27 protein-coding genes and 1 rRNA gene are annotated in these 26,010 nt (G+C 72.3%); 21 read left to right on the forward strand and 7 right to left on the reverse strand.

From position 1 onward, the window contains the following. From rrf to ACZ518_RS26320, 9 genes are all read left to right on the forward strand, one after another. Positions 1-70, forward strand: a 5S ribosomal RNA gene (gene rrf, locus ACZ518_RS26280); the annotation flags it as partial. Between the two features lie 132 nt (positions 71-202). Beyond that, the gene (locus ACZ518_RS26285; RefSeq protein ID WP_469115463.1) at positions 203-856 is read left to right on the forward strand and encodes an HAD family hydrolase; all 654 of its coding nucleotides are present in this window, start codon (positions 203-205) and stop codon (positions 854-856) included. A 43-nt stretch (positions 857-899) separates the two neighbouring features. Beyond that, the gene (locus ACZ518_RS26290; protein ID WP_469115464.1) at positions 900-2,114 is read left to right on the forward strand and encodes an MFS transporter; all 1,215 of its coding nucleotides are present in this window, start codon (positions 900-902) and stop codon (positions 2,112-2,114) included. Continuing rightward, positions 2,065-3,234 carry an acetoin utilization protein AcuC gene (locus ACZ518_RS26295; RefSeq protein WP_469115465.1) on the forward strand — a complete coding sequence of 390 codons (1,170 nt, stop codon included), beginning with the start codon at positions 2,065-2,067 and terminating at the stop codon, positions 3,232-3,234. Before ACZ518_RS26290 ends, ACZ518_RS26295 begins: the two co-directional genes overlap by 50 nt. Before the next feature lie 91 nt (positions 3,235-3,325). Further along, entirely contained in the window at positions 3,326-4,156 is an 831-nt protein-coding gene (locus ACZ518_RS26300; RefSeq protein WP_469115466.1) for a phosphatase, read from the forward strand. 115 nt (positions 4,157-4,271) lie between these two features. Continuing rightward, on the forward strand, positions 4,272-4,481 hold the full coding sequence (locus tag ACZ518_RS26305) for a helix-turn-helix domain-containing protein (protein ID WP_042803574.1): 210 nt from the start codon (positions 4,272-4,274) through the stop codon (positions 4,479-4,481). Positions 4,482-4,625: 144 nt separating this feature from the next. Next, on the forward strand, positions 4,626-4,724 hold the full coding sequence (locus tag ACZ518_RS26310; protein ID WP_003948845.1) for a 30S ribosomal protein bS22: 99 nt from the start codon (positions 4,626-4,628) through the stop codon (positions 4,722-4,724). Between the two features lie 95 nt (positions 4,725-4,819). Continuing rightward, on the forward strand, positions 4,820-5,881 hold the full coding sequence (locus tag ACZ518_RS26315) for an NAD-dependent epimerase/dehydratase family protein (RefSeq protein ID WP_469115467.1): 1,062 nt from the start codon (positions 4,820-4,822) through the stop codon (positions 5,879-5,881). Next, on the forward strand, positions 5,881-6,870 hold the full coding sequence (locus ACZ518_RS26320) for a lysophospholipid acyltransferase family protein (RefSeq protein WP_469115468.1): 990 nt from the start codon (positions 5,881-5,883) through the stop codon (positions 6,868-6,870). Before ACZ518_RS26315 ends, ACZ518_RS26320 begins: the two co-directional genes overlap by 1 nt. A gap of 135 nt (positions 6,871-7,005) precedes the next feature. On the opposite strand, the gene ACZ518_RS26325 is transcribed toward ACZ518_RS26320, so the two are convergent. The 3 genes from ACZ518_RS26325 to ACZ518_RS26335 all read right to left on the reverse strand — a co-directional run bounded on the left by ACZ518_RS26325 (position 7,006) and on the right by ACZ518_RS26335 (position 10,610). Continuing rightward, positions 7,006-8,214 carry a DUF5667 domain-containing protein gene (locus ACZ518_RS26325; RefSeq protein WP_469115469.1) on the reverse strand — a complete coding sequence of 403 codons (1,209 nt, stop codon included), beginning with the start codon at positions 8,212-8,214 and terminating at the stop codon, positions 7,006-7,008. Between the two features lie 232 nt (positions 8,215-8,446). Then, a complete protein-coding gene (locus ACZ518_RS26330; protein ID WP_469115470.1) occupies positions 8,447-9,250 on the reverse strand; it encodes an ECF subfamily RNA polymerase sigma factor, BldN family in 804 nt (267 codons plus the stop codon). 340 nt (positions 9,251-9,590) lie between these two features. After that, positions 9,591-10,610: an HAD family hydrolase gene (locus tag ACZ518_RS26335; RefSeq protein ID WP_469115471.1), complete on the reverse strand. Its 1,020-nt coding sequence runs from the start codon at positions 10,608-10,610 to the stop codon at positions 9,591-9,593. 99 nt (positions 10,611-10,709) lie between these two features. On the opposite strand from ACZ518_RS26335, the gene ACZ518_RS26340 reads away from it, so the two are divergent. The 7 genes from ACZ518_RS26340 to ACZ518_RS26370 all read left to right on the forward strand — a co-directional run bounded on the left by ACZ518_RS26340 (position 10,710) and on the right by ACZ518_RS26370 (position 18,526). Then, on the forward strand, positions 10,710-10,988 hold the full coding sequence (locus ACZ518_RS26340) for a glutaredoxin family protein (RefSeq protein ID WP_469115472.1): 279 nt from the start codon (positions 10,710-10,712) through the stop codon (positions 10,986-10,988). A gap of 273 nt (positions 10,989-11,261) precedes the next feature. Then, entirely contained in the window at positions 11,262-12,092 is an 831-nt protein-coding gene (locus ACZ518_RS26345) for a redox-sensing transcriptional repressor Rex (RefSeq protein ID WP_469115473.1), read from the forward strand. Further along, complete coding sequence (locus tag ACZ518_RS26350; RefSeq protein WP_469115474.1) at positions 12,089-13,834, forward strand: glutamyl-tRNA reductase; 1,746 nt, start codon at positions 12,089-12,091, stop codon at positions 13,832-13,834. Before ACZ518_RS26345 ends, ACZ518_RS26350 begins: the two co-directional genes overlap by 4 nt. Then, positions 13,831-14,799 carry a hydroxymethylbilane synthase gene (hemC, locus tag ACZ518_RS26355; protein WP_469115475.1) on the forward strand — a complete coding sequence of 323 codons (969 nt, stop codon included), beginning with the start codon at positions 13,831-13,833 and terminating at the stop codon, positions 14,797-14,799. Before ACZ518_RS26350 ends, hemC begins: the two co-directional genes overlap by 4 nt. Continuing rightward, the gene (locus ACZ518_RS26360) at positions 14,796-16,481 is read left to right on the forward strand and encodes a bifunctional uroporphyrinogen-III C-methyltransferase/uroporphyrinogen-III synthase (protein WP_469115476.1); all 1,686 of its coding nucleotides are present in this window, start codon (positions 14,796-14,798) and stop codon (positions 16,479-16,481) included. Before hemC ends, ACZ518_RS26360 begins: the two co-directional genes overlap by 4 nt. A gap of 356 nt (positions 16,482-16,837) precedes the next feature. Next, complete coding sequence (hemB, locus tag ACZ518_RS26365) at positions 16,838-17,839, forward strand: porphobilinogen synthase (RefSeq protein ID WP_469115477.1); 1,002 nt, start codon at positions 16,838-16,840, stop codon at positions 17,837-17,839. Between the two features lie 96 nt (positions 17,840-17,935). Further along, entirely contained in the window at positions 17,936-18,526 is a 591-nt protein-coding gene (locus ACZ518_RS26370) for a TetR/AcrR family transcriptional regulator (RefSeq protein ID WP_469115478.1), read from the forward strand. A gap of 237 nt (positions 18,527-18,763) precedes the next feature. Here the strand turns inward: ACZ518_RS26370 and ACZ518_RS26375 are convergent, their stop codons facing one another. Both ACZ518_RS26375 and ACZ518_RS26380 read right to left on the reverse strand, forming a co-directional pair. After that, positions 18,764-19,513, reverse strand: a complete 750-nt coding sequence (locus ACZ518_RS26375) for an ABC transporter permease (protein WP_469115479.1) — start codon at positions 19,511-19,513, stop codon at positions 18,764-18,766. Then, the gene (locus ACZ518_RS26380; RefSeq protein ID WP_469115480.1) at positions 19,510-20,430 is read right to left on the reverse strand and encodes an ATP-binding cassette domain-containing protein; all 921 of its coding nucleotides are present in this window, start codon (positions 20,428-20,430) and stop codon (positions 19,510-19,512) included. The genes ACZ518_RS26375 and ACZ518_RS26380 overlap by 4 nt, the downstream gene beginning before the upstream one ends. Positions 20,431-20,525: 95 nt before the next feature. Here ACZ518_RS26380 and ACZ518_RS26385 point away from each other — a divergent pair, with 95 nt between their 5' ends. Then, the gene (locus ACZ518_RS26385; protein ID WP_469115481.1) at positions 20,526-21,311 is read left to right on the forward strand and encodes a TetR/AcrR family transcriptional regulator; all 786 of its coding nucleotides are present in this window, start codon (positions 20,526-20,528) and stop codon (positions 21,309-21,311) included. A gap of 48 nt (positions 21,312-21,359) precedes the next feature. Then, entirely contained in the window at positions 21,360-21,632 is a 273-nt protein-coding gene (locus tag ACZ518_RS26390) for a DUF1876 domain-containing protein (protein WP_469115744.1), read from the forward strand. Positions 21,633-21,648: 16 nt separating this feature from the next. Here the strand turns inward: ACZ518_RS26390 and ACZ518_RS26395 are convergent, their stop codons facing one another. Together ACZ518_RS26395 and ACZ518_RS26400 are read right to left on the reverse strand one after the other, a co-directional pair. Next, positions 21,649-21,828 carry a DUF397 domain-containing protein gene (locus ACZ518_RS26395; protein WP_469115482.1) on the reverse strand — a complete coding sequence of 60 codons (180 nt, stop codon included), beginning with the start codon at positions 21,826-21,828 and terminating at the stop codon, positions 21,649-21,651. After that, positions 21,825-22,649: a helix-turn-helix domain-containing protein gene (locus ACZ518_RS26400; RefSeq protein WP_469115483.1), complete on the reverse strand. Its 825-nt coding sequence runs from the start codon at positions 22,647-22,649 to the stop codon at positions 21,825-21,827. Before ACZ518_RS26400 ends, ACZ518_RS26395 begins: the two co-directional genes overlap by 4 nt. 140 nt (positions 22,650-22,789) lie before the next feature. On the opposite strand from ACZ518_RS26400, the gene ACZ518_RS26405 reads away from it, so the two are divergent. The 3 genes from ACZ518_RS26405 to ACZ518_RS26415 are packed head-to-tail and all read left to right on the forward strand — an operon-like array spanning position 22,790 to position 25,975. After that, the gene (locus ACZ518_RS26405; RefSeq protein WP_469115484.1) at positions 22,790-23,158 is read left to right on the forward strand and encodes an ATP-binding protein; all 369 of its coding nucleotides are present in this window, start codon (positions 22,790-22,792) and stop codon (positions 23,156-23,158) included. 37 nt (positions 23,159-23,195) lie between these two features. After that, entirely contained in the window at positions 23,196-23,561 is a 366-nt protein-coding gene (locus tag ACZ518_RS26410) for a hypothetical protein (RefSeq protein ID WP_469115485.1), read from the forward strand. Beyond that, positions 23,558-25,975 (forward strand): ATP-binding protein, encoded by a 2,418-nt coding sequence (locus ACZ518_RS26415; protein ID WP_469115486.1) that lies wholly within the window; start codon positions 23,558-23,560, stop codon positions 25,973-25,975. Before ACZ518_RS26410 ends, ACZ518_RS26415 begins: the two co-directional genes overlap by 4 nt. Positions 25,976-26,010: the final 35 nt, after the last annotated feature.

Here is a 26,010-nt window from a genome sequence, read left to right on the forward strand (position 1 = left end):
GGAAGCTAAGCCTTTCAGCGCCGATGGTACTGCAGGGGGGACCCTGTGGGAGAGTAGGACGCCGCCGAACAATCATTGTGGGAAAGCCCCGCACCTTATGGTGCGGGGCTTTTCTGCGTTTACGGGCCCGTTCGGGCGCGTTCAGCCGTTTACCGGCACGCGGTTCCCGTCAACGTGAGGTGACTGCTCGTATGGTGGGCCGATGGGCTATGAGCTGGTCATCTTCGACAACGACGGCGTCCTCGTGGACAGTGAGCCGCTCGCCAACACGATCCTCTCCGAGTACCTGACGGAGCTCGGGCACCCCACCACGTACGAGGAATCCCTCCGGGACTACCTGGGGTCCGCGGTGCACCGGGTGCACGACCTCGTCCAGGAGCGGACCGGTCAGCGGCTGCCGGCGGACTTCGAGCGGGTCCTGCACGAGCGGACCGTCGTCGCGTTCGAGCGGGAACTGCGGCCCGTGCCCGGGGTGGCCGACGTGCTCGGGGAGCTGTCCGCGATCGGCCTGCCCTACTGCGTGACCTCGTCCTCCAGCCACGAGCGGATCCGCGTCGGGCACCGGGTGTCCGGGATGGACGAGTGGTTCGAGGAGGAGTGGATCTTCAGCGTGGAGGACGTCGGCCGGGGCAAGCCGGCGCCGGACCTGTTCCTGCACGCCGCCGACATGATGGGCGTCCACCCCTCGCGCTGCGTGGTGGTCGAGGACAGCCCGCTCGGGGTGGAGGCCGCCCGGGCCGCCGGGATGGACGTCCTCGGCTTCACCTCCATGCTGCCCGCCGACAGGCTCGCCGGGGCCACCGCCTGCTTCGGGGAGATGAAGGAGCTGTCCGCCCTGCTCGGATTGGGTGTGTGAGCTCTCTACCCACCGGTAGCCGCGAGGCTTACGCTGTGCCGCCATGACGGTTGACGTACGGCTTCGCCGCGGGCGCGGGGCGCTCGGGTTCAGCTTCTTCGTGCAGGGTGTCGCGTTCGCCCTGCTGGTGACGCGGATCCCGGCCATTCAGGACCGGTACGGGATATCCGACGGGCTGCTGCCCGCCTTCCTCGCCGCCGTGCCGGTCCTCGCCGGGGTCTCCAGCGTCGCCACCGAACACCTGGTGAAGCGCGTCGCGCCCGGTGTGGTGCTGAGGTGGGCGCAGCCCGTCGTGCTGCTGGCCCTGCTCGGGGTGGGGGCCGGCAGCGGCATGTGGCAGGTGGCGGTGGCCCTGGGCGTGTTCGGGCTGGCGGTGGGCGCGCTGGACGCCTCGATGAACATGCTCGGGGTGAGCCTGCAGCGGGCGTACGGGCGTTCCATCATGCTGGGTTTCCACGCCTCGTACAGCCTCGGCGGGATCCTGGGGGCCTCGGCGGCCTGGGCGGGGGCGCACTGGCACCTGTCGCTGTTCTCGGGCTATCTGCCGGCCGTGGTGGTGCTGCTGCCGTTGGCGTTCGCGGGGAGCCGGTTCTACGTGGACGCGGCGGCCGGGGGCGGGAAGGCCGAGCAGGGGTGGCCCGCGGGCGGGGGGAAGCTGCTGCTGCCGTTGTGCCTGGTGATGGCCTGCGCGTACATCGGGGATTCGACGGTGGCGAACTGGAGTGCCAAGTACCTCCAGGACGTGCTGGGGAGTTCGGAGCAGCTGGCGACGGTCCCCTACAACGTGTACATGGTGACGACGCTGGCCGGGCGGGCGGTCGGGGACCTCGGGGTGCGCCGGTTCGGGGCGGCGGCCGTGGTGCGGGCCGGGTCGGTGGTGGCGGCAGGCGGGTTCGCGGTGGTGGCGGTGGCGCCGGGGGCCTGGGTGGGGATGCTGGGGTTCACGCTGCTGGGGATCGGGCTGTGCGTGATCGTGCCGCAGACCTTCGCGGCGGCCGGGCGGTTGTTCCCGGGTGCTTCCGACACGGCGGTGGCGCGGCTGAACATCTTCAACTACGTGGGTTTCCTGATCGGTTCGCCGCTGGTGGGCGGGATCGGGGACGCCTGGAACTACCGGGGCGCGATGGTGGTGCCGATGGTGCTGGTGTTGGTGACGTTGTTCCACGCCCGTTCCTTCGGCTCCGGCGCGGCCCGATACGGTGTCGCGCATGAGCGGGCGCGGGTTGTTGATGTGGGACGAGGCGGTAACGGGGTATGACTTCGGACCGGGCCATCCGATGGACCCGGTGCGCCTGGCGCTGACCATGGGCCTGGTGCGTGCCTTCGGGCTGGACCGGGAGATGGAGGTGCGGGCGGCTCCGGCGGCGGGGGACTCGACGCTGAGGCTGGTCCACCGTGAGGACTACGTGGCCGCGGTGCGGGAGGTGTCGGCGGACCCCGGGGTGGCGGACGGTTCGTACGGTCTGGGGACCATCGACGATCCGGCGTTCCACGGGATCCACGAGGCGTCCGCGCTGATCGCCGGGCAGTCGGTGGCGGCGGCGGAGGCCCTGTGGCGGGGGGAGGCCGAGCACGCGGTGAACTTCGCGGGCGGGCTGCACCACGCGATGCCGGGCGGGGCGGCCGGGTTCTGCGTGTACAACGACGCGGCGGTGGCGATCGCGCGGCTGCTGGAGCTGGGCGCGGAGCGGGTCGCGTACGTGGACGTGGACGTGCACCACGGGGACGGGGTGCAGACGGCGTTTTGGGACGACCCCCGGGTGCTGACGGTTTCGCTGCACGAGCACCCGCGGACGCTGTTCCCGCAGACGGGCTGGCCGGAGGAGACGGGTGGTCCGGCGGCCGAGGGGAGCGCGGTGAACGTGGCGCTGTCGGCCGGGACCGGGGACGAGGGGTGGCTGCGGGCCTTCCACGCGACGGTTCCGGAGCTGCTGGCGGACTTCCGGCCGCAGGTGCTGGTGACGCAGCACGGGGCCGACACGCACTTCGAGGACCCGCTCGCGCACCTGGCGGTGTCGCTGGACGCGCAGCGGGTGGTGCAGGAGGCGTGTCACGGGCTGGCGCACGCGTACGCGGGCGGGCGGTGGCTGGCGCTGGGCGGCGGCGGGTACGCGGTGGTGGACGTCGTACCGCGGTCGTGGACGCACCTGGTGGGGATCGCGGCCCACCGGCCGGTGGATCCGCTGGCGATGGTGCCGCAGTCGTGGCGGGACGAGGCGTACGCGCGGACGCGGCAGGGCGGGCCGGCCCGGATGACGGACGGGCGGACTCCGGGATGGCGGGACTGGGACGCGGGCTACGACCCGGCGGACCGTACGGATCAGGCCGTTCTGGCGACGCGGAGGGCGGTGTTCCCGCTGCGCGGGATGCTGGTGTGACGCAGGGTCAGCCCTTGGTGTGGTTACGCCAACTGTGGGGCGGTTCCGTGGATTTGGTGAACCGGCAGGTCCGGTGCGGCAGCATCGGAGGGTGTTGAGCACCGGCGCGTTGCGTGCGCATCTGCTGGCCGCCCGGTTGGCCGGGCCCGTCGCCACGACGCGGGAGGAGAGCCTGCGCAGCTACCGGCTGTTCGCGGCGGGGGACCCGCGGGTGTTACTGGGGTTGGAGCCGGAGCGCCGGTGGGGTGTGGGTGAGCTGCTGGGGCTGATGGCGGCCAAGTGCGGGGTGTCGGCGGACCCGGCGCACGTCAGGGGGCCGGACGTGATCGATCCGGAGCGGACCATGGCGGCCCTGGAGGCCTTCGCGGAGCGGCTGGGGGCGGCGGCCGGGGCGCGGTCGCCCGTGCTGTTCGGGACGGGTCACCCGCACCGGCTCCTGCCCTTCTACGCCGCATTGGCGCAGGCGCTGTCGGCGGCGGGATGTGTTGTCCTCACTCCGGCGCAGGGGGTGCATGTCGACATGGCGACCCGGTTCGGCGTACGCCCGCACCGGATCGATTACGTACGGGGGGTCGCGCTGGTGCGGGACTCCGGCGCGCGGGGCGCCGGGAGTGCCACCGGCGCACACTCCCATTCGCCGCTGCCGGTTCGGATCGCGCTGGGGGCGCTGGCGGCAGCCGGGGGGCCGCTGCCGGCGCTGGTCGTGGGTGACCACGGGTGGGTCTGCGGCGCAGGTCAGCTGGGTGTGGAGGCGATCGGGCTGGGCGATACGGATGATCCGGCGCTGTTCGTCGGGGAGGCCGAGGGGCGGGTGGCGGTGACCGTTCCGCTTGATGACGGGGTGCGCTCGGACTACTACGGTCCGCTCATCCGGCACGTGCTGCACCGCGCCGGACTGTCGGGGCGTCAGGAGTGGCCGTAGCTCCTCTTCCCCACTCGTATCACCCGCCCCTACTCTGGGGAGTGAGCGTGCGACGACGAGGAGTAACCGGAGGGGAAGCCGGTGCCCGTCATGCGCGGAAGGTCAGGTGGGTGTCATGGCTGCTGGCGAGAGGCCTCTCAGTGAGGTTCAGTTCCTGACCGTGGCGGAGGTCGCCTCGGTGATGCGAGTGTCCAAGATGACCGTGTACCGGCTGGTGCACAACCGTCATCTGCCCGCAATCCGGGTGGGCCGGTCCTTCCGGGTCCCCGAGAACGCGGTCCACGAGTACCTCCAGGAGTCCTTCGTGGGGGTGGAGTCGGCCTGAGATGCAGGCCTCCTGCCGAGGCTTGGTAACTCCTGCGGAGGGCTCGGATTACAAGCTCTGAGTTTGGGCGGGTAGGCTAGGCCGACGTAGGTCGTGTGGGCCCAGACGCCCCGCACCAGTGAAGAGAAGTGAGCGAGGGTAGTCGTGGGCTCTGTTATCAAGAAGCGGCGCAAGCGGATGGCGAAGAAGAAGCACCGCAAGCTGCTCAAGCGCACCCGCGTCCAGCGCCGTAACAAGAAGTAAACGGCAGCTGTACGTGTTCTCCGCAGCCCCTCCACCATCCTGGTGGAGGGGCTGCGGTGCAGCCGGGGTACTTCTTCGAGGGAGGCGCTGAGCTCGTGGGGAAGGTCGTGCTCGTCACCGGGGCAGCCCGGCAGCTGGGGGGCCGCTTCGTGCGGCGCATCCAGCGCGACCCGGAGGTGGAAAGGGTCATCGCGGTCGACGCGGTGAGCCCGCCGCACCGGCTCGGCTCGGCGGAGTTCGTGCGGACGGACATCAGACAGTCGGCCATCGCCCGGGTGCTCGCGGAGCACGCCGTGGACACGGTGGTCCATCTCGCGGTCACCGGCGGCGCGGTCGCCGGGGCGCCGGGCGGGCGCAGCACCGTCAAGGAAACGAACGTCATCGGGACGATGCAGCTCCTGGGGGCCTGCCAGAAGTCCCCGACGGTACGGCGGCTCGTGGTGAAGTCGAGCACCAGCGTGTACGGGGGCACGGCGCGGGACCCGGCCGTCTTCACGGAGACCACGCAGCCGAAGTCACTGCCGGCGGGTGGCTTCGCGAAGGACGCCACCGAGGTCGAGGGATACGTACGGGGCTTCGCGCGGCGTCGGCCGGACGTGGCGGTGTGCGTGCTGCGCTTCGCGAACATCCTGGGGCCGTTCGCGGACTCCGCGCTGGCGGAGTACTTCTCGATGCCGGTGATGCCGACGGTGCTGGGCTACGACCCGAGGCTGCAGTTCGTCCACGAGGACGACGTGGTGGACGTGCTGCGGCTGGCGGCGGGGGAGCCGGAGCGGGGCACGCTCAACAGCGGGACGTTCAACATCGCGGGGGACGGGGTGCTGCTGCTGTCGCAGTGCGCGCGGCGGCTGGGCCGGCCGACGGTGCCGTTCCTGCTGCCGGCGGTGACGTGGGTGGGTCAGGCGCTGCGGGCGGTGGGGGCGACGGACTTCTCGCCGGAGCAGATCCGGCTGCTGACGCACGGGCGGGTCGTGGAGACCACGCAGATGCGGGAGACGCTGGGCTTCCGGCCGATGTACACGACCGCCGAGACCTTCGCGGACTTCGCGCGGAGCCGGGGGAACGGGCTGCTGCCGCCGGAGCGGGTGGCGCGGGCCGTGGGGCGGGTCGCGGAGCTGTTGGACGTTGCCGAGGTTGACGAGGGAGTGGAGCGATAGTGGCCGACGCCAAGGTCATCCCGTTCGACGAGGACCGGCCGCGCCGGCGGGCCGGAGCGGCCCGCAAGGTGCGGGCGGTCCCGGACCGCGCGGAGCCGCCGGAGCCGGCGGAGCCGGTCGTGGAGGCCCCCGTGCGGGGTGGCGGTGACGGCGGCTGGGACCGGCGGATCGCGGGCGGGCTGGCGTTCCTGCGGCGGCGGATCACGGGCGAGTACGAGGTCGACGAGTTCGGCTACGACAAGGAGCTCACGGACCAGGTCCTGATGTCCTTGATGCGGCCGCTGTTCGAGAAGTACTTCCGGGTGGAGGTCAGGGGCGTCGAGAACATCCCGAAGGAGGGCGGCGCGCTGATCGTGGCGAACCACTCGGGGACGCTCCCGCTGGACGGGCTGATGCTCCAGGTGGCCGTCCACGACCACCACCCGGCGCAGCGGCACCTGCGGCTGCTGGCGGCGGACCTGGTCTTCATGCTGCCGGTGGTGAACGAGATCGCCCGGAAGGCCGGCCACACCCTGGCGTGCGCGGAGGACGCGCAGCGGCTGCTGGAGGCCGGGGAGCTGGTCGGGGTGATGCCGGAGGGCTTCAAGGGGATAGGGAAGCCGTTCGGTGACCGGTACAAGCTCCAGCGGTTCGGGCGGGGCGGCTTCGTCTCGACGGCGCTGCGGGCGCGCACGCCGATCGTGCCGTGCTCGATCGTGGGGGCGGAGGAGATCTACCCGATGATCGGCAACGCGAAGACGCTGGCGCGGCTGCTGGGGGTGCCGTACTTCCCGGTGACGCCGACGTTTCCTTGGCTGGGGCCGTTGGGGGCGGTGCCGTTGCCGACGAAGTGGACGATCCAGTTCGGTGAGCCGATCCAGACGGACGGGTACGCGCCGGAGGCGGCGGAGGATCCGATGCTGATGTTCAACCTGACGGACCAGGTGCGTGAGCAGATCCAGCACGCGTTGTACAAGCTGCTGGTGCAGCGGCGGTCCGTGTTCTTCTGACGGCCGGACGGGGTGCGGGGGTCGCGGGCGCGGAGCTGCTCTCCGTGCCCGCGGGGCTCAGCCCCGGACCCCTGGGCGCGTGCGTGAGCGCCGGGCGGGGCTGGGCCAGCCAGCTCCGCCCGGCGCTTCGCCGTCCTACTCGGCGTCCTCCGCTTGGATGCCCAGGCCCGGGAGGAGGCCCGGGAGGAGCGGCGGGAGGGTGATGTCCGGCTGGGGCTGTGGTGTCGTCGCGGGCGGTGGGGCGGACTGGCCCTGCGCCGGCGGGTTGAGCAGGTTGCCCGTGCCGCCCAGGAGGCCGCTGCCGGGGGCCGGGGGTTGGCTGCCGGAGGGGCTGGGGGCGGTGGGGGCCTGCGCCGAGGCGTGGGCGTCCGGTGCCGGTGCGGGCTGCTGCTTGCCCGTCGCCGGGGTGCTCGGCCTGGCGGGGGTGCCGCCGGTGCCGCCGCGCTGCTGCTCCGGGGCCTTGGGCAGCAGGCCCTGGAGCGGCGCGACCTCGTCGTCTATGGCCTGGAAGACCGAGGTCACCTGGTCGCCCACGTCCATCAGCTGCGGCGGCAGGTTGGACCGGAGCCGCCCCCACGCGTCGCGGTGGGAGTTGGAGAACGAGGACAGCGTCTGGATCGGGCCGAGCGAGCCGTCCCGCTTGTAGGCCGCCTGGAGCAGCCGGTGGCCCTCCGCCGCGTCGTGCTGCATGCCTGCCAGCGCCCGCCGGATCTCCCCGAGGACCTCGTGGTCCAGGGGTCCGGAACGGCCGCGTTCCATCAGCCGGCGCGCTTCCGACAGGCGGTTCGAGGCCCGGTCGAGGTAGACCTCGCCCCGGTCCGCGCCCTCGTCGGCCATGCCCAGCTTCAGATCCTCCATGCCCAGCTTGACCGGGTAGAGGGGATCACCGGGCAGGGCGTCGGTGCTGGCAGCGGCCACTCCGCTGAAGGCCCCTGCGGCCACACCCACGGTGAGGCCCCCCGCTGCGATGCCCTTGGACCAGCGGGAGCGGGGCCGCAATTTCCGGAGCGAGGTCGCCCTGTGGGCGCCGCGGCCGGTCCGCTGTTCGGGCACCAGAGGGTCCGCGGCGGCACCGCCCCCGGCCCTCTCCTCCATCACCAGGGCCTCCATGGCGGCGACGAGCTGCGCTCGTTGCACCACTTTGACCTCGGGGTCCAGCACCGGGCGCGGCATTTCGCCGAGCACGCTCGCCAGGGCCAACAACCGGTCGTGGTCTGCGGATTCGGCAGGTGCCTCGGACTGCTCGGCCGCCGGGTCCGGTTCCGAAAGAGCGGACGGGGTCCGATCCTCCAGGGCCTGGGCGAAGGCGTTCGCCCGCCGGTGCGGAGTCACGTTCGCGATCACTGGCGGCACCTCCTCTCGTCATGACGATCGACTCCCCAAGGTGTCCGGAAGGTTGCCTTCCTTGAGCACATCCACCCTTTCGGGTGAGCGGCTTCGGGCAGGGCTTGTCCACAGGGAGCCTGCATTCCGCACAACGAGCGGCGCGGCACTTGGGTTACGGACGAAGGATGATCGGACCACAGCGTCATCGAGGGGTCACCGGTTGTGGGGTCGTGTCGTGTGGGGGAGCGGGTCAGCGGGCGTCGTCCGGCAGCAGGCGGGCCAGGGTGCGGACCGCCCGGTACTGGAGCGTCTTGATGGCCCCTTCGTTCTTGCCCATCACCCGGGCGGTCTCGGCGACCGAGAGGCCCTGGAGGAAGCGCAAGGTGACGCACTCCTGCTGTTGGGGGTTCAGTTTCCGCACGGCTTCGAGCAGGGCCGCGTTGGAGAGGGACTCCAGGACGGAGTCCTCGGGGCTGCGCTCCACCTCGTTGGCGTCGAGCATCTCGCCGGTGGTGACCTCCAGGCGGAAGCGGCTGGACTTGAAGTGGTCCGCCACCAGGTTCCGTGCGATGGTCACCAGCCAGGCGCCGAAGTCGCGGCCCTGCCAGGTGAAGGTGGAGATGCGGCGCAGCGCGCGCAGGAAGGTCTCGCTGGTGAGATCCTCCGCGGTCGCCTTGCCGCCGACGCGGTAGTAGATGTAGCGGTACACCGTGTCGCTGTACTGGTCGTAGAGGCGGCCGAAGGCCTCCGCCTCGCCGGCCTGGGCGCGTTCGACCAGGTCCATCATGCGGGCCTGGTCGCTGTCCGCCGTGGGGCGGCGGGCGGTGGGCGTGCTGGTGCCGCCGGAGGCGGAGCCCGCGCGACCGCGTCTGCCCACGGTCGCCCCGCCGTCCGTCAGGGCGTAACAGGGGCCGGCCGGGCCGAAGCCGGCAGGGACCGCGGCGGCGAAGGCGGGGACGGCGTACGCGGTGGGGACGAAGCCGCGCAGGTGGTCGAGGACCGTCGCGCGCAGCGTAGCCAGGCCCGAGGCGTCAACCCCGACAGGTGGGTACACGGGACTCCCAGAGGCAGAGCTTCCATCACGTGCAGTGCGGGACCGTTCACCCGTCGTGGGGACGGATGGGCGGTGGCATGCGTTTGAGGAGAATAACGCTTCGTACAGGCAGCGCTACACCCAGTTGCCTAAATCACCGGTTCCGACACTTCTGTTGCGTGTCCAGGGCATATTCAGGCCTGGTTGGTGATCGATTCCTGATCGCTTGGATGCACGGAATGGACGCTTCCACGGTGGCTCGCGACCGAGTCGGGCAGGCCGGAGTGCCGCGCCGACGGCGCGGGTAGAGGGGAGCGAATGACCGCCGGGCGGCCCGCGGGAGGGCGGGGGCCCGGCGTTGCTACTTGCGGCGCCGGTGGAGGGCGATGGCGGCTGCCGCGCCGCCCGCGATCGCGCCGACTCCGGCGGCGGCCGGGACGCCGACCTTCACGGCCTTGCGGCCGGTCCGATAGTCGCGCAGCCGCCAGTCGTTGGCCCGGGCATGCTTGCGCAGTTTTGTGTCGGGATTGATCGCGTACGGATGTCCGACCAGGGACAGCATCGGGATGTCGTTGTGCGAATCGCTGTACGCGGCGCAGCGTTCGAGATCGAGGTCCTCGGCGGAGGCCAGCGCGCGCACCGCCTCCGCCTTCGCGGGGCCGTGCAGCGGCTCGCCGACCAGCCGTCCGGTGTAGACCCCGTCCACGGACTCGGCGACGGTGCCCAGGGCGCCGGTCAGGCCGAGGCGGCGGGCGATGATCGTGGCGGTCTCGACGGGGGCCGCGGTGACCAGCCACACCTTCTGGCCGGCGTCGAGGTGGGCCTGGGCCAGGGCGCGGGTGCCCGGCCAGATCCGCTCCGCCATGTACTCGTCGTAGATCTCCTCGCCGATGGCCATCAGTTCGGAGACCTTGTGGCCCTTGACGATGGACAGGGCGCTGTCGCGCGCGTCCTGCATGTGCTCGGGGTCCTCGACCCCGGCGAGCCGGAACCAGGCCTGCTGCCAGGCGAAGCGGGCCAGTTCGCGGCGGCGGAAGAACTCGCGCTTGTAGAGGCCGCGGCCGAAGTGGAAGATCGCGGCGCCCTGCATGACGGTGTTGTCGAGGTCGAAGAAGGCGGCGGCGAGGTCGTCGCCGTGGACCGGGAACTCCGGCTCGGCGGTCTCGGCCCCGGCGGCCTCGGTCTCGGGCCCGGCTCCGGCGGCGAGGGCTTCCCCGGGTGCGGGCGCAGGCGCGGTCTCCGGTGCGCCTGCCGCCTCGGGGGCGGGTGGGGCACCGGCCTGTGCGGACTTGCGGGCGGCTTCGGCCGAGGCCTCGCCTGCCAGCACGCTCCGCGCCGTCGCGGAGCGCCTACGGGGGGTGAGCCATCCCAGAGCGGCCATGACGCGAGCATAGCCATTGTGTTCGGGAGTTCCCGAACCGCCGGGAAACGGAGCGGTTAACTCTTCGGACACCCCGGCCCGGCGCGGGACAATGGCGGCATGAGCCCTTTGCTGCGCCGTAAGGAGAAGAAGCGTCCCGGAGAGCGGTTGGTGACGCTCATCGGGAAGCCGGGGTGCCATCTGTGCGATGACGCCCAGGAAGTGATCGAGAAGGTCTGCGCCGAGACCGGAGCACAGTGGGAGAAGAAGGACATCTCGCAGGACGAGGAGCTCTACCGGCTGCACTGGGAGCAGATCCCCGTGGTGCTGGTGGACGGTGAACAGCACACCTTCTGGCGGGTGAACCCTGACCGGCTGCGTCGGGCATTGGGAGCCTGACCGTTTCGCCCGTTACCATCGTGGGCGATTTATGGGGACTCGGGGGCGTATCGATGAGGAGTGTGTACCGCTTTGCCCCCCTCGGGATTTGAACGGGTTCGGCCCGTTCCTCGTCCGGGCCCCATCTGCCCAGCCCGCGTGACCCCGGTCACTTTGCTCGGACAAAGCGGACACAATCTTTGTGCACGCGTTCACAAAGACATAGCCTGCATTCGACGGGGCGGTCCTGGGACAAGAGGCCGCCTGCAGCCCCGCTCATCCCGCAGGAGCATCGTGGCAACTGGCCGAACTCACCGACCGGCGACCCGCAGCCGAGGTATTCCCGAGGCCACTGTCGCCCGGCTTCCGCTGTACTTGCGCGCACTCACCGCGCTCTCCGAGCGATCGGTACCCACGGTGTCCTCCGAGGAGCTCGCGGCCGCCGCCGGAGTCAACTCCGCGAAGCTGCGCAAGGACTTCTCGTACCTCGGTTCCTACGGCACGCGCGGCGTCGGCTACGACGTCGAGTACCTCGTCTACCAGATCTCCCGCGAACTCGGCCTGACCCAGGACTGGCCGGTCGTCATCGTCGGCATCGGCAACCTCGGCGCCGCCCTGGCCAACTACGGCGGTTTCTCCGCGCGCGGGTTCCGGGTGGCCGCGCTGATCGACGCCGACCCCGCGATGGCCGGCAAGCCGGTCGCCGGCATGGCCGTCCAGCACACCGATGATCTGGAGAAGATCATCGAGGAGAACGGCGTCTCGATCGGCGTCATCGCCACGCCCGCCGGCGCGGCCCAGCAGGTCAGCGAGCGGCTGATCGCCGCCGGTGTCACCTCCATCCTGAACTTCGCGCCGACCGTGCTGTCCGTGCCCGAGGGCGTGGACGTGCGCAAGGTCGACCTGTCCATCGAGCTCCAGATCCTGGCGTTCCACGAGCAGCGCAAGGCGGGCGAGGTGGCCGACGGCGCGGTTGCGGACGTGGACGCGGACTCCGAGCCGGGCGGGGACAGTGCGGCGGGTGCCGCGCCCGTCGCCGCCGTCGAGCCGCCGGCCGGGCGGGCCGCCGCGGCCGCGCGCAAGGGCGGCCCCGAGGGTGACGTGCCGGCGGTGATGCCGGCATGAGTCTGCTCGTCGTAGGCCTGAGCCACCGCAGCGCGCCGGTGAGCGTGCTGGAGCGGGCCTCGCTGTCCGCCGACGCCAAGGTCAAGCTGCTGCACGACACCCTGGCCGCCGAGCCCGCGGCCGAGGCGACCGTGCTGGCCACGTGCAACCGGATCGAGCTCTACGCCGACGTGGAGAAGTTCCACGCCGGTGTCGCCGAGCTGTCCACGCTGCTCGCCCAGCACAGCGGGGTCGCGCTGGAGGAGCTCACCCCCTACCTCTACGTGCACTACGAGGACCGGGCGGTGCACCACCTGTTCTCGGTGGCGTGCGGGCTGGACTCGATGGTCGTGGGCGAGGGGCAGATCCTCGGCCAGATCAAGGACGCGCTGGCGCTGGGGCAGGAGCTCCACACGGCGGGCCGGCTGATCAACGACCTCTTCCAGCAGGCGCTGCGCGTCGGCAAGCGGGCGCACTCGGAGACCGGGATCGACCGGGCCGGGCAGTCGCTGGTGACCTTCGGGCTGGAGCAGCTCGCGGTGCACCTGCCGGTGGGGGAGTGGGCCGCCGGTAAGCGCGCGCTGGTGATCGGCGCCGGGTCGATGTCCTCGCTGGCGGCGGCGACGCTGGCGCGGGTCGGGGTCGCCGAGGTGGTCGTGGCGAACCGGACCGCGGAGCGGGCGGAGCGTCTTGCGGAGATTTTGGTTGCCTCGGGCACTGGTGTCGCGGCGCGGGCCGTTCCGATGTCGGCCGTCGCCGGTGAGCTCGCGCGGGTGGATGTCGTCGTCTCCTGTACGGGGGCGACCGGGCTGGTGCTGACGGGCGACGATGTCGCGGCCGCCGTGGCCGCTGCCGCTGGGGTGGGCGGCCCTGCGGGGCTCTCCCCCACCCCGCCCCTTCCCGAAACCGGGGGCGAGCCCCCGGCCCCCTCCTGGGGGCTCCGCCCCCAGACCCCCGCGCCTCAGACGTCGGCGGGGCTGGAGAACGTCGACGCCGAGGTCGTCGCGCGGCTCGTCGCCGTCGCGGAGGCGGGGCGGCGGATCGCCGACGCCGGGGCCGTGCGGACGATCGCGGCGCCCGTCGCCGCCGAGGGCGACGGGTGTCCGGCTGGCGACGGCCGGTCGGCGCTCGCCGGGGTCGACGCCGGGTCGCTCGAACTGCACGGGGCATGGGCCGACCAGGGCGAGGCCGCCGCGCAGCGGCAGCCGCGGCGGGCGCCGCGGAGCCTGGCCGACGGGGCCGTTCCCGTCCGGCTGGCGCTGCTGGACCTGGCCATGCCCCGGGACATCGACGCCGCCGTGCACCGCATCCCGGGCGTGCGGCTCGTCGACATCGAGAGCCTCGCCGAGGCCTCCGCCGACGCGCCGATGGCCGCCGACGTCGACGCCGTGCGCGGGATAGTGGCCGAGGAAGTGGCCGCGTTCGGCGCCGCGCAGCGGGCCGCGCACATCACGCCCACCGTCGTCGCCCTGCGGGCGATGGCCGCCGAGGTCGTCGCCATGGAGGTGGCACGGCTCGACGGGCGGGTACCCGATCTCGACGAGCGGCAGCGCGCGGAGGTCACCCAGACCGTGCGCCGCGTCGTCGACAAGCTCCTCCACGCGCCGACCGTGCGCGTCAAGCAGCTCGCGAGCGAGCCCGGCGGTGCCGGGTACGCGGAGGCGCTGCGCGAACTCTTCGACCTCGACCCTCAGACGGTGGCATCCGTCAGCCGGGCGGACGCGGCCGATCCGATGAACGACGACCCAGGACGGGCATCATGAACACACGTCCCGACCAGCCCCTCAGGCTCGGCACGCGGCGCAGCAAGCTGGCCATGTCCCAGTCCGGGCACGTCGCCGAGGCGGTACGGGCGATCACCGGCCGGCCCGTCGAGCTCGTGGAGATCACGACCTACGGTGACGTGTCCCGCGAGAACCTCGCGCAGATCGGCGGCACCGGCGTGTTCGTCACGGCGCTGCGCGACGCGCTGGTGCGCGGCGAGGTCGACTTCGCCGTGCACTCGCTGAAGGACCTGCCGACGGCGCAGCCGGACGAGCTGGTCATCGCGGCCATGCCGGAGCGCGAGGACCCGCGCGACGCGCTGGTGGCCCGCGACGGCCTGACCTTCGAGCAGCTGCCCGACGGGGCCCGGGTGGGTACCGGTTCGCCGCGCCGCATGGCGCAGCTGAACGCGTACGCCCGCAGCCTGGGCAAGTCCATCGAGACCGTCGCGATCCGCGGCAACGTCGACACCCGGATCGGCTTCGTGCGCGCCGGCGAGCTCGACGCGGTCGTGCTGGCCGCGGCCGGCCTGAACCGGATCGGGCGTGCCGACGAGGCGACCGACCTGCTGTCGGTCGACAACGTCCTGCCCGCCCCCGGCCAGGGTGCCCTGGCCGTGGAGTGCCTCGCCTCCGACGCGGACCTCATCTCCGCGCTCGGCCGGCTCGACGACCCGCACACGCGGGCCGCCGTGACCGCGGAGCGTGCGCTCCTCGCCGCCCTGGAGGCCGGGTGCAGCGCACCCGTGGGCGCGCTCGCCGACCTGCTGGCCGACGGGCAGATTGTCAATGAAATGCGCCTGCGTGGTGTCGTCGGGACCCTCGACGGTTCGACGCTGGTGCAGCTGTCCACCACCGGTCCCGTGCCCCAGTCGTACGACGAGGCCATGGCGCTCGGCCGCGAACTCGCGGACGAGATGCTGGCCAAGGGCGCGGCCGGTCTGATGGGGGAGCGATCCCTTTGAACCCCTCAAGCCCCACCACCTCCCCCTTCGCGGGCGTAGCCGCTCCCGGGCTCGTCACCTTCCTCGGTGCGGGTCCGGGCGACCCGGGTCTGCTGACGCTGCGCGCCGTGGAGGCGCTCGCCGCCGCGGACGTACTGATCGCGGAGCCCGAGGTGCTAGAGGTCGTACGGACCCATGCGCGGGCGGGCGTCGACACGCCGCAGCTGACGGTCGCTGACGAAGTGTCAGCCGCCGCCGGTGTCCCGGCGATCCGTACTCCGTCGACCGCCGCGGACGTTGCCAATCTTGTCATGGAGGCCGCGCGCTCCGGCAGGCGGGTCGTCCGTGCGGTGACGGGTGACCCCGGACTGGAGGGGAACGCGGCCGAGGAGATGCTCGCCTGCGCCCACCAGGGGATCCCCTTCGAGGTGGTGCCCGGTGTGGCGACCGCCGTCGGCGTGCCCGCGTACGCGGGTGTTCCGCTGCGCGGGGAGCAGGGCGCGGACGTGCGCTTCGTGGACGCCCGGCACGCCTCGGCGCGCTGCTGGAGCGAGGTCGGCACGAGCGACTGCGGCGTGGTGGTCTCGGCGACGCTGGAGACGGTCGCGAGCGCGGCCGCCGAGCTGGTGGCGGCGGGCCGCAAGCCGGAGACCCCGCTGACGGTGACCGTGGGCGGTACGACGACCCGGCAGCGGACCTGGAGCGCGACCCTGGGCACGATCGCCCAGGTGTTCAAGCAGGGCAAGGTGCTCCCCTCGCCCGAGGGCGCGCGGCCGGTCATAGCCGTGGTCGGTGAGCAGGGTGCCGCGGCGCGGCGCGAGGAGCTGGCCTGGTTCGAGTCGAAGCCGCTGTTCGGCTGGCGGGTCCTCGTACCGCGTACGAAGGAGCAGGCCGCTTCGCTCTCCGACCAGCTGCGTTCGTACGGCGCGGTGCCGCACGAGGTACCGACCATCGCGGTGGAGCCGCCGCGCACCCCGCAGCAGATGGAGCGGGCCGTGAAGGGCCTGGTGACGGGCCGCTACGAGTGGATCGCCTTCACCTCGGTGAACGCCGTGAAGGCGGTGCGGGAGAAGTTCGAGGAGTACGGGCTCGACGCGCGTGCCTTCGCGGGCATCAAGGTCGCCGCGGTCGGCGAGCAGACCGCGGCCGCGCTGGTGGAGTTCGGCGTGAAGCCGGACCTGGTGCCGAGCGGTGAGCAGTCGGCGGCCGGGCTGCTGGAGGACTGGCCGCCGTACGACCCGGTCTTCGACCCGATCGACCGCGTCTTCCTGCCGCGCGCCGACATCGCCACGGAGACGCTGGTGGCCGGGCTGATAGAGCTGGGCTGGGAGGTCGACGACGTCACGGCGTACCGGACCGTGCGCGCGTCGCCGCCGCCGGCGGACACCCGTGAGGCGATCAAGGGCGGTGGTTTCGACGCCGTTCTCTTCACGTCGTCGTCCACCGTGCGGAACCTGGTCGGCATCGCCGGCAAGCCGCACAACGTGACCGTCATCGCCTGTATCGGGCCGGCGACGGCCAAGACGGCGGAGGAGCACGGCCTGCGCGTGGACGTGCTGTCGCCGGAGCCGAGCGTGGGCAAGCTGGCCGAGGCGCTGGCCGCGTACGGGGAGGCGCGCCGGGAGGCGGCCAAGGCGGCCGGTGAGACGGTGGCCCGCCCGAGCGAGCGGCGGCCGGGCGCGCGGCGCCGTCGCGCGACGTGAGGTTAGGCCGTGTCTTTTGGATCAGGCCGGGCCCGCGTCGCCTGGCACCGCGCCTCGCCGCGTTCTCGTCGGTCGACGACGCTCCGCGTCGCCTCCCTCCTCGGCCTTGCGATGCACGGCACCAGGCGACGCGGGCTGATCCGGCCTGATCCAAAAGACACGGCCTAGTGGCTGGAGGGGCCCGGGCGCGGTTCACGCCCCGGGCCCCTTCGGCGTTTCCGGGGGGCTGCCGCGGTCCGGCAGCCCGGTACCCGGGCGGCTGCGGCCGACTGGCCCCAGGGGGTGCGCGGGTGGGCCGGGGGCGGGCTCTACGCTGGGTGGTGACTGCTGTCGAGGCTCGAAGAGGCGACTAGAAGATGAGCGCGTACGGATCCTTCCCCGGCTCGCGGCCCCGCCGGCTGCGCACCACCCCGGCGATGCGGCGGATGGTCGCGGAGTACCGGCTGCACCCCTCGGACCTGATCCTGCCGGCGTTCGTCCGGGAGGGCATCGGCGAGCCGCTCCCGATCTCGGCGATGCCGGGCGTGGTGCAGCACACCCGGGACACGCTGCGGAAGGCCGCCGTGGAGGCGGTCGAGGCGGGGGTCGCGGGGATCATGCTCTTCGGTGTTCCGGCGGACGAGAACAAGGACGCGCTGGGCACGGCGGGCACGGAGCCGGACGGCATCCTCCAGGTCGCGATCCGCGACGTGAAGGCCGAGGTCGGCGACGACCTGGTGATCATGTCGGACCTGTGCCTGGACGAGTACACCGACCACGGCCACTGCGGGGTCCTCGACGAGCACGGCCGCGTCGACAACGACGCGACGCTGGAGCGGTACGCGGAGATGGCGCAGGTCCAGGCCGACGCCGGCGTCCACGTGGTGGGTCCGAGCGGGATGATGGACGGCCAGGTCGGCGTGATCCGCGACGCGCTGGACGAGACGGGCCACGAGGACGTCGCGGTCCTCGCCTACACGGCGAAGTACTCCTCCGCCTTCTACGGGCCCTTCCGCGAGGCCGTCGCCTCCTCCCTCCAGGGCGACCGCAAGACCTACCAGCAGGACCCGGCGAACGCCCGCGAGTCGCTGCGGGAGCTGGCGCTGGACCTGGAGGAGGGTGCCGACATGGTCATGGTGAAGCCGGCCGGCCCCTACCTGGACATCCTGCACCGGGTCGCCGAGGCCGTGGACGTGCCGGTGGCGGCGTACCAGATCAGCGGCGAGTACGCGATGGTCGAGGCGGCCGCGGAGAAGGGCTGGATCGAGCGCGACCGGGCGATCATGGAGACGCTGCTCGGCATCAAGCGGGCGGGCGCGGACACGATCCTGACGTACTGGGCGACCGAGGTCGCGGGCTGGCTGCGCGCCGAGCGCTGAGCCGCGACCGGTGGGGGTGCGGGCCCGGCGGGCCCGCACCCCCCATTTCGTTCTAGAAGAATGTTCCAGTCCTGCCCGGTGTCCTAGGCTGGCGGGATGGTGAAGCAACAGCGTGGCGCGGCCACGGTCGACCAGCTCCTGACCGCCGCCCTGCGCGTGTACGCCGAGTCCGGCCAGCAGGGTTTCACCGTGCAGGCCGTGACGGCGGCCAGTGGGGTCAGCCTCGGCAGTCTCTACCACCACTTCGGCAGCTTCGACGGGCTGGCCGCCGCGCTGTACATCCGCTGCATGGGCGAGCTGTTCGACGCGATGACGGCCGCCGTGCTGCGCTGCCGCACGGCCCGGACCGGCGTACGGGCCCTGGTGCGGGCCTACTTGGAGTTCACCCGGGAGCACCGGGACGCCGCGCTCTTCCTGCACGCCTCCGCCTACTCCGGCTACCTCGCCGGGCACGCGGCCGAGATCCAGGCGGCCAAGGAGGCGAAGCTCGGGCCGATGGCGGCATGGATGGGGGCCCGGATGGCGAAGGGTGAGATCCGGCCGATTCCGGGGCCGGTGGCAGAGGTGATGGTGATGGGCCCGCCGTGCGAGGCGGCCAAGCGGTGGCTGGCCAGCACGTACGAGATGGACCTCGATCAGGCCGTGAAGTACCTGCCGGACGTCGTCTGGCGTTCCCTGGAGCCGTGACGGGCCTGGCGCGATCCGGCGGTACCCCAGCTTGTTATAGAAGATCTTTCTAGAAAAAACTTCCATATTCAGGGTCCGGAGCGTCAGACTCGGTGTCATGGCGCACGGTCGCTGCGCCACGAGACCGCCGCCCCTCCGGGTCCCACAGGGGAGGACCCGGGGAGGCTGGTGGCCACCGTGGGCCCGAGGCCCCGCCACGGGCCGACCCGCCGACCGGCCGGCGCTCACCCCTGCGCCCTACCGGGTCCGGACCCGGAACAGGGTCACCGCCAGGGTGAGCGCCAGCGCGGTGATCCCCGCGCACCAGGCGAGGGCCGTCCACGGGGTGTTCCCGGCGGGCTGGTCCAGCAGCAGGGCCCGCAGCGATTCGATGACCGGGGTCAGCGGCTGGTGCCCGGCGAAGCCGTGCAGCCAGGACGGCATGGTCCCGATCGGCACGAAGGCGCTGGAGGGGTAGGGCAGGAACATCATCAGGAAGGTGAACCCGCCCGCCGCCTCGGGGGACTTGGCGAGCAGCCCCAGCGCCGCCGCGAGCCAGGAGATCGCCGTGATGTACGCGACGAGCAGCCCGGCGGCGGCCGCCAGGGCGAGCGGCCCGCCCGAGGGCCGGAAGCCGATGGCGAGGGCGACCAGCAGCACCAGGGTGGTGGAGAGCAGGTTCCGTACGACCGAGGCGGCGACGTGCCCGGCCAGGACCGGGACCCCGCCGACGTCCAGGGAGCGGAAGCGGTCGATGATGCCGTTCTTCATGTCGTCGGCCACGCTCACGGCGGTGCTCGCCGCGCCGAAGCCCGCGCACAGCAGCATCGCCCCCGGGACCACGTACGTGACGTACTCCGTGCCGGTGTCGATGGCCCCGCCGAAGAAGTAGACGAAGATCAGCATCAGCATCACCGGCAGCATCAGGGCGGCGATCAGCGCGTCCGGGCTGCGCCGGCTGATGCGCAGGCTGCGTCCGGCCATGGTGAGGGCGGTGGCGTTGCTCATCGGGCTGCTCCCGTCAGGGCGAGGAAGACGTCGTCGAGGGTGGCGCTGCGCAGGGCGAAGCGGGCGACGGCGGTGCGGTCGGGGTCGAGTTCGTCGAGCAGGGCCCGCACCTGGGCGGCGGAGCCGTCGGTGGCCAGGCCCAGCGTCAGCTCGTCGGGCGCGTGGTGCACGGCGCGGGCGGCGAGCGCCTCGTAGGCCCTCCGGCTGGTCAGGGTGAGGTCGAGGCGGTGCCCGGCGACGCGCGCCTTCAGCTCGGCCGGGGTGCCCTCGGCGGTGATCCGTCCGGCGTCGAGGACGGTGACCCGGTCGGCGAGCCGGTCGGCCTCCTCCAGGTACTGGGTGGTGAGCAGGACGGTGGTGCCGTCGGCGCGCATCTCCCGTACGACGTCCCACAGTTCGAGGCGGCTGCGCGGGTCGAGTCCGGTGGTGGGCTCGTCCAGGAAGAGCACCTCGGGCCTGCCGACGAGGCTCGCGGCGAGGTCCAGGCGCCGCCGCATCCCGCCGGAGTAGGTCCGGGTGAGCCGTCCGGCGGCCTCGGTGAGGCCGAAGCGCTCCAGGAGCCCGTCGGCGCGGGTCCGTGCGTCGCGGGCGGAGAGCCCGGTCAGCCGGCCGGTCATGCGCAGGGTCTCGGTGCCGGTCTGGAGGTCGTCCAGGGCGGCGAACTGCCCGGTGAGGGCGATCCGTTCGCGTACGAGGGCCCGCGCGCCGGCGATGTCGTGCCCGGCGACGCGCGCGGTCCCGGAGTCGGGTGCGGTGAGGGTGGCGAGGATGCGGACGGAGGTGGTCTTGCCCGCCCCGTTGGGGCCGAGCAGGGCGAGTACGGAGCCCCGGGGGACGGCCAGGTCGAGGCCGTCGAGGACGCGGTTGCCGCCGTAGGACTTGGTCAGGGCGCGGGCGTACAGGGCGTGGTCGTTCACGGCTCATCCCTTCTGCGTATGGGTTACGCGCTTCTGTGTAAGTAATACACAGAACTAGGATGTGGGTCAACGAAGGACGAGGGGAGGGGGTGGCGATGGCGAAGGAACCGGCGGACGGAACCGGCCTCCCGCTGAGCCTGCAAATGGCCTGGGGCCTGCGCGAACGCCCCGGCAAGGGCCCGCGCCCCAGCCTCACCCTGCCGAAGATCGTCGACGCGGCCGTCGCCCTCGCCGCGGGCGAGGGCATGGACGCCGTCTCCATGGGCCGCGTGGCCAAGGAACTGGGCGTCTCGACGATGTCCCTCTACCGCTACGTCACGGCGAAGGAAGAGCTGTACATCCTGATGTCCGAGGCGGGCGTCGGCACCCCGCCGCCGCTCCCGCCCGAGGCGGAAGGGTGGAGCTGGCGGGAGCTGCTGTCGGACTGGGCGTACGCCCAGCGCACCCTGCTGATGACGAAGCCCTGGATCCTGCGCATCCCGCTCACGGCCCCGCCGGCCTCACCGAACCAGCTGGCCTGGATGGAACGCGGCCTCGCCGCCATGGCCGGCACGGTCCTGGAGGAGGGCGAGAAGCTCTCCGCGATCATCCTGATCGGCGGGCTCGTACGCAACGAGGCCACCATGGCCGCCGACATGATGGACGCGATCCTCAAGGGCGGCGTCCCCCCGGACCAGGTCATGGCCCGGTACGTGAACTCCCTGCGCCTGCTGACCGCCCCCGACACCCACCCGGCCCTGACGCGGCTGCTGGCCTCGGACGCCTTCACCGGCGCTGGCGAACCCGACTTCCAGTTCCGCTTCGGCCTGGACCGCATCCTCGACGGCCTGGCCCGCCTGATCACGGAACGCGAGGCGCGTGAGGCCCCGCCGAGCGCGTAGCCGCGTACGGGTGCACCCTGGAAAGCAGCGGCCACGGAGGTGATCGCCATGAAGGATGCCGTCGGATGGCACGTCGACGTGAAGTTCGACGAGGACAGTCAGCGCACCCGCGCCGCCGCCCTCGTCCGGCTGCCGGACGGGAGCGAGCTGCGCTCTCACGGCTACGCCAGCCGTCACCCCAGTGACGGTAATCAGCCCAGGGTGGGCGAGGAGCTCGCGGCGGCGCGCGCGCTCAACGATCTGAAGGAGCAGTTGCTGACCAAGGCGCACGACGAGATCGACGGGGCGTCGGGACGCACGTCGTACCCGATCACACGCTGATCCGGTCTGGGCGGTGCTACCGGCCGACCCAGCCGGTCAGCGCCGCCCAGCTCGCGGGGGCGAGGGTCAGGGTCTTGCCGTCCGGGACCTTGGAGTCCCGGACGTGGACGGTGGCGGGGGTGGTGGCGACCTCTACGCAGTTGCCGCCATTGCTTCCGCTGTAGCTGGACTTGATCCACTTCAGTGCGGTGCTCATGACTCTCCTAGCAGGCGGTCAAACTCGGCCCTCGTCTCATCGGGGTTGAGGGCCTGTGTCCGCAGCATGGCATAGATGCGTTCCACGCTGCTCACCTCATTTGGCTCGGAGGTGAGGTGGCTGCCGCGCTGGGTTTCCATGTAGGCGAGCCGCTGGTGTTCAGGGGTTTCAAGGAGTACGAAGGGGCCGTCGAGCGCCGGGTGCCGAGAGTGCTTCAGGGGGTAGATCTGGAGGGAGACCCCTGGTAGTTCCGAGCAGGCGCGGAGGTGGTTCAACTGGTCCCGGTGGACCTCCCGGTCGCCTAGACGCAGCAGGAGTACGGGCTCCCAGATCACGAAGCTGAGCATGACGGGCTCCTTGCGCTTGAGGATCTCCCGCCGCCCGACGCGCACCGCGGTGCGACCGGCGATTTCCTCCTCGCCCAGGACCGGAACGCAGCTACGGAAGACCGCTTCGGCGTAGGCGTCGGTCTGGAGCAGGCCGGGAACGACCTGGTTCTCGTACGAGGAGACGGCGACGGCCTCGCGCTCGTGCTCCAGGAATTCCTCCGCCCATGGCGGGATCACGTCCGCGTCCGGCATCTCATGGGCCGCGACGGTGAGCAGGCCCGGCAGGCCCAGGTGGAAATCCAGCAGCTCGGCGACGTTCGGCATCAGCCGACGGCGGCCCTGTTCGATCGACCCGATGGTCTCCTCGTCCAGACGGACCAGGGCGGCGAGTTGCTTCTGGGTCAGGCCCTTGGCGACGCGAGCGGCTGCTACCTGCCGCCCGATCATCTTCAGGGACGTCGCGTTGGCGCGTGGGCGCTTCTTCGGTGGCATGGCGATGGACTCCCCACCTCTGCGTGTGAATTACCCGGTGCCGACCCGTACTCATCAAGGAGTACGGGTCGGCACCGGGTCACAGGCTAGTCACGGCAGGTCACGATCGTCCCGTGAACCTAAATGCTCAACCCGGCCTGATGCGTGAGCGGTTGTTCCCCAGGTCCTACCAAACGGTGGCTGCGGCACGGGCGTTCACCCGTGACACGCTCGCCAACTGGGACCGGCCCGCCCGCCGGGAGGACATCGTGCTCTGCGTCAGCGAGCTGGCCACCAACGCCCTCCGCCACGGCGTCCCGCGCGGCCGCACCTACCGCCTGCGCCTCCTGAACTTCGGCTGCTGCGTACGTGTCGAGGTGCACGACAGCGGGCCCGGGCGGTCGCGGATCCTCGGGCGGCCGCCCGGGAACGGGCTGCGGATCGTCGGGGCCGTCGCCGACCTGTGGGGGGTGCTTCCCCGCTCGCCCGGGAAGGTCGTATGGGCCGAATTCCGGTCCGGCGACTGCTAGTTTCGGCTGATCGGAAGATATGGCCGTAGGGGGAGCAATGTCACGTCCGTGGCGATGGGTCGTGGTCGTGGTGGCCACCGGGATCGGGTTCCTGATCGCCTTCAGGTTCGGGCTCTGGGACCCCTTCGGCTGGTTCCCCGAGAAGGAGTCCGACCGGGCCTCCGTCGCCGCCGGCTTCGGCGGGGCCATGGCCGCCGTGATCGCCCTCGTCGGCGGCTGGTGGGCCGGAGGCTCCGGCGGGGACGGCGGGAACTCCGTACGCCAGCGCGCCCGTGCCTCCGGGACCTCGCAGATCACCCAGAGCGGCGGCCCCGCCGGCCAGGTCACCCAGCAGGCCCGCGCCGACGGCGACTCCCGCATCCAGCAGCGCGGCGGCGGTGAGGCCGAGGAGCAGTCCTCGTGACGGCCGAACAGCGGGCCCGGGCCTCCGGGAACGCCCGGATCACCCAGATCGCCGGTGACCAGGTCACCTACGCCCCCGGGGCCGGACCCGCGCCCCGCGCCGGGCTCGGCCTGCCCGAGGCGCCCGCCGTACTCGTCGGACGGGACGGGCCGGCCGAAGAACTGATGGGCCTCCTCGCCGACGGCGGGCCCACCGTCTCCGTCGTCGCCGGCCTCGCCGGGGTCGGCAAGAGCGCGCTCGCCGTGGCGACGGCGCACCGGGCGGTGCAACTGGGCTGGTTCGGGGACCGGGTGTTCTTCCTGCGCCTGCACGGCTACGCCCCCGGCGGCGGAGTCGCGGGTCCCGACGCGGTGCGGGAGATGCTGCGCCACCTCGGGATCCGGGACACGGACATGCCGGAGTCCCAGGACGGCCGGGCGGCGCTGTACCGGGGGCTGCTGGCGGAGTACGCGCAGGCCGGACAGCGGGTGCTGGTCGTCGCCGACGACGCGGGCGAGGTGGCCCAGGTACGGGACCTCGTACCGGCGGGGACCGCGCACCGGCTCCTGATCACCTCCCGGCACCGGCTCCTGCACCGGGACTTCGTCGCGCGGGTGGTGCCCCTGGACGAGCTGGCGCCCGGCCCCGCCGCCGAACTCCTCACGGGGACGTTGCTGCGCACCTGGCCCCAGGACCCCCGCCCGGCGGCGGAGCCGGACGCCCTCGCGGAGGTCGCGGAACAGTGCGGGCGCCTGCCGCTGGCCCTGACGGTCGCGGGGGCCCTGCTGGCGGGCGATCCGGGGCTCCCCGTAACGGATCTGGCGGCCCAGCTGGCCGACGCGCGGACCCGGCTGGCGAAGCTGGACTCGGAGCTGGACGACGGGGTCCGGGCGGCGTTCGACCTCTCGTACGGGCGGCTCCCGCAGGACCAGGCCCGTGTCTTCCGCCTGCTGACGGTGAACCCGGGCCCGGACTGCGCCACGGTGTACGCGGCGCTGATCACCGGCGAGGAGGCCGCCGGCCTGCGCCCGAAGCTGGCGGCCCTGGTACGCGCCTCCCTGCTGGCGGAGGAGCCGGTCGGCTCGGGGCGCTGGCGGATGCACGACCTGGTCCGGCTGTACGCGCGGGAGCGCGGCGAGGAGCGCGCGGCGCAGGACGGCCGGGACGAGGCGGTGGACGCCTTGCTGGGGAGCCTGGTCCTGGACGTGGGGAAGGCGACGCGGGCCCTGGGTGTGAACGGGGCCCCCGTGGCCCCGGGGCCGGGCCTGCCGTCGGTGGCGCAGGCGCTGGACTGGCTGGACGCGGAACGGGCCATGCTGGTCGCGGCCGTGGGCTTCGCCGGGGACGCGGGACGGCCGCAGACGGCCGTGGAACTCGGCACGACGCTGATTCCGTACCTCCAGATCTACCGGTACCGGCAGGACGCGGTGCTGGTGGCGCAGTGGATGCTCGCGGTCGCGGAGCCGACGGGGCACCCGGAGGACATCGGTGCGCGCCTGTACGACCTCGGGCTCGCGTACGCAGGGGCCGAGCAGCTGGACGAGGCGACGGCATCGCTGACCCGGGCGCTGGAGGTGTTCCGGGCGAACTCCCTGAGGATGGGGGAGGGGAAGGCCCTGAACACGCTGGGCACCGTGCACATGCGCAGGAAGCAGTGGGCCGAGGCGGAGCGGTGTCTCAGGGAGGCGCTGAAGATCTTCCGCGAGCTCGGCATCCACCACGGGAAGGGCACCGTCCTGGCCAGTCTGGCCGAGGTCTTCGAGCAGATGGGGCGGCTGGACGAGGCCGTCTCCCTGCACCGGCAGGCGGTGTCGGTCATGGGCGGGCTCGGCGACTTCCACCGTGAGGCAGCCGCGCTGAACTCCCTGGCCGATGCGCTCTGGCTGACCGGACAGCACGAGGAGTCCCTGGCCGCCAGGGAGCGGGCCCTGAACACCCAGCGGGAGTTCGGGAACCGCAGGCAGGCGGCGGGCACCCTGAACCGCCTCGCCGACGCCCTGCGGGCGCTGGACCGGGACCAGGAGGCCGAGGCGCGGTACGAAGAGGCCCTCGTCATCTTCGAGGAGACGGAGGAGCCCTACCCGCAAGGGCAGATCCTCAACAACCTGGCGCTGATCCGGGGTCGTGGGGGGCGGTGGGAAGAGGCGCGGGAGGGGCACGAGCGCGCCGGCTTCCTCTTCGCGGCCTGCGGGCACCGGGCGGAGGAGGCGGCCGCGCTCGCAGGCCTGGGCTTCGCGCTGTACGCCCTGGACCGTCCCGCCGAGGCCGCCGGGGCGTTGGAGCGGGCCGCGGATCTCTACGCGGCGATCGGCGACACCGCTCAGGAGGCGACGGCACGGGGGGCTGCCGCCGAACTGCGGGGGCAGCCGGAACCTCCCGGCCACTGGTGGCAGCGCCTCACCGACCGCACTCGCGACAGCCGGGAGGCTCGCTGACTGGTACGGCAATTCCGTACGACTCTGTACCGGGA

The sequence above is a fragment of the Streptomyces sp. NPDC033966 genome (genome assembly GCF_055575955.1).

Coding starts and splice junctions, on each gene's coding strand:
- ACZ518_RS26400 (WP_469115483.1), bottom strand. CDS start 22,649: ATGCCACCGAAGAAGCGCCCACGCGCCAACGCGACGTCCCTGAAGATG.
- ACZ518_RS26340 (WP_469115472.1), top strand. CDS start 10,710: ATGAGCCCTTTGCTGCGCCGTAAGGAGAAGAAGCGTCCCGGAGAGCGG.
- ACZ518_RS26370 (WP_469115478.1), top strand. CDS start 17,936: ATGGTGAAGCAACAGCGTGGCGCGGCCACGGTCGACCAGCTCCTGACC.
- ACZ518_RS26290 (WP_469115464.1), top strand. CDS start 900: ATGACGGTTGACGTACGGCTTCGCCGCGGGCGCGGGGCGCTCGGGTTC.
- ACZ518_RS26305 (WP_042803574.1), top strand. CDS start 4,272: ATGGCTGCTGGCGAGAGGCCTCTCAGTGAGGTTCAGTTCCTGACCGTG.
- ACZ518_RS26390 (WP_469115744.1), top strand. CDS start 21,360: ATGAAGGATGCCGTCGGATGGCACGTCGACGTGAAGTTCGACGAGGAC.
- hemB (WP_469115477.1), top strand. CDS start 16,838: ATGAGCGCGTACGGATCCTTCCCCGGCTCGCGGCCCCGCCGGCTGCGC.
- ACZ518_RS26295 (WP_469115465.1), top strand. CDS start 2,065: ATGAGCGGGCGCGGGTTGTTGATGTGGGACGAGGCGGTAACGGGGTAT.
- ACZ518_RS26395 (WP_469115482.1), bottom strand. CDS start 21,828: ATGAGCACCGCACTGAAGTGGATCAAGTCCAGCTACAGCGGAAGCAAT.
- ACZ518_RS26350 (WP_469115474.1), top strand. CDS start 12,089: ATGAGTCTGCTCGTCGTAGGCCTGAGCCACCGCAGCGCGCCGGTGAGC.
- ACZ518_RS26375 (WP_469115479.1), bottom strand. CDS start 19,513: ATGAGCAACGCCACCGCCCTCACCATGGCCGGACGCAGCCTGCGCATC.
- hemC (WP_469115475.1), top strand. CDS start 13,831: ATGAACACACGTCCCGACCAGCCCCTCAGGCTCGGCACGCGGCGCAGC.
- ACZ518_RS26385 (WP_469115481.1), top strand. CDS start 20,526: ATGGCGAAGGAACCGGCGGACGGAACCGGCCTCCCGCTGAGCCTGCAA.
- ACZ518_RS26410 (WP_469115485.1), top strand. CDS start 23,196: ATGTCACGTCCGTGGCGATGGGTCGTGGTCGTGGTGGCCACCGGGATC.
- ACZ518_RS26285 (WP_469115463.1), top strand. CDS start 203: ATGGGCTATGAGCTGGTCATCTTCGACAACGACGGCGTCCTCGTGGAC.
- ACZ518_RS26405 (WP_469115484.1), top strand. CDS start 22,790: ATGCGTGAGCGGTTGTTCCCCAGGTCCTACCAAACGGTGGCTGCGGCA.
- ACZ518_RS26335 (WP_469115471.1), bottom strand. CDS start 10,610: ATGGCCGCTCTGGGATGGCTCACCCCCCGTAGGCGCTCCGCGACGGCG.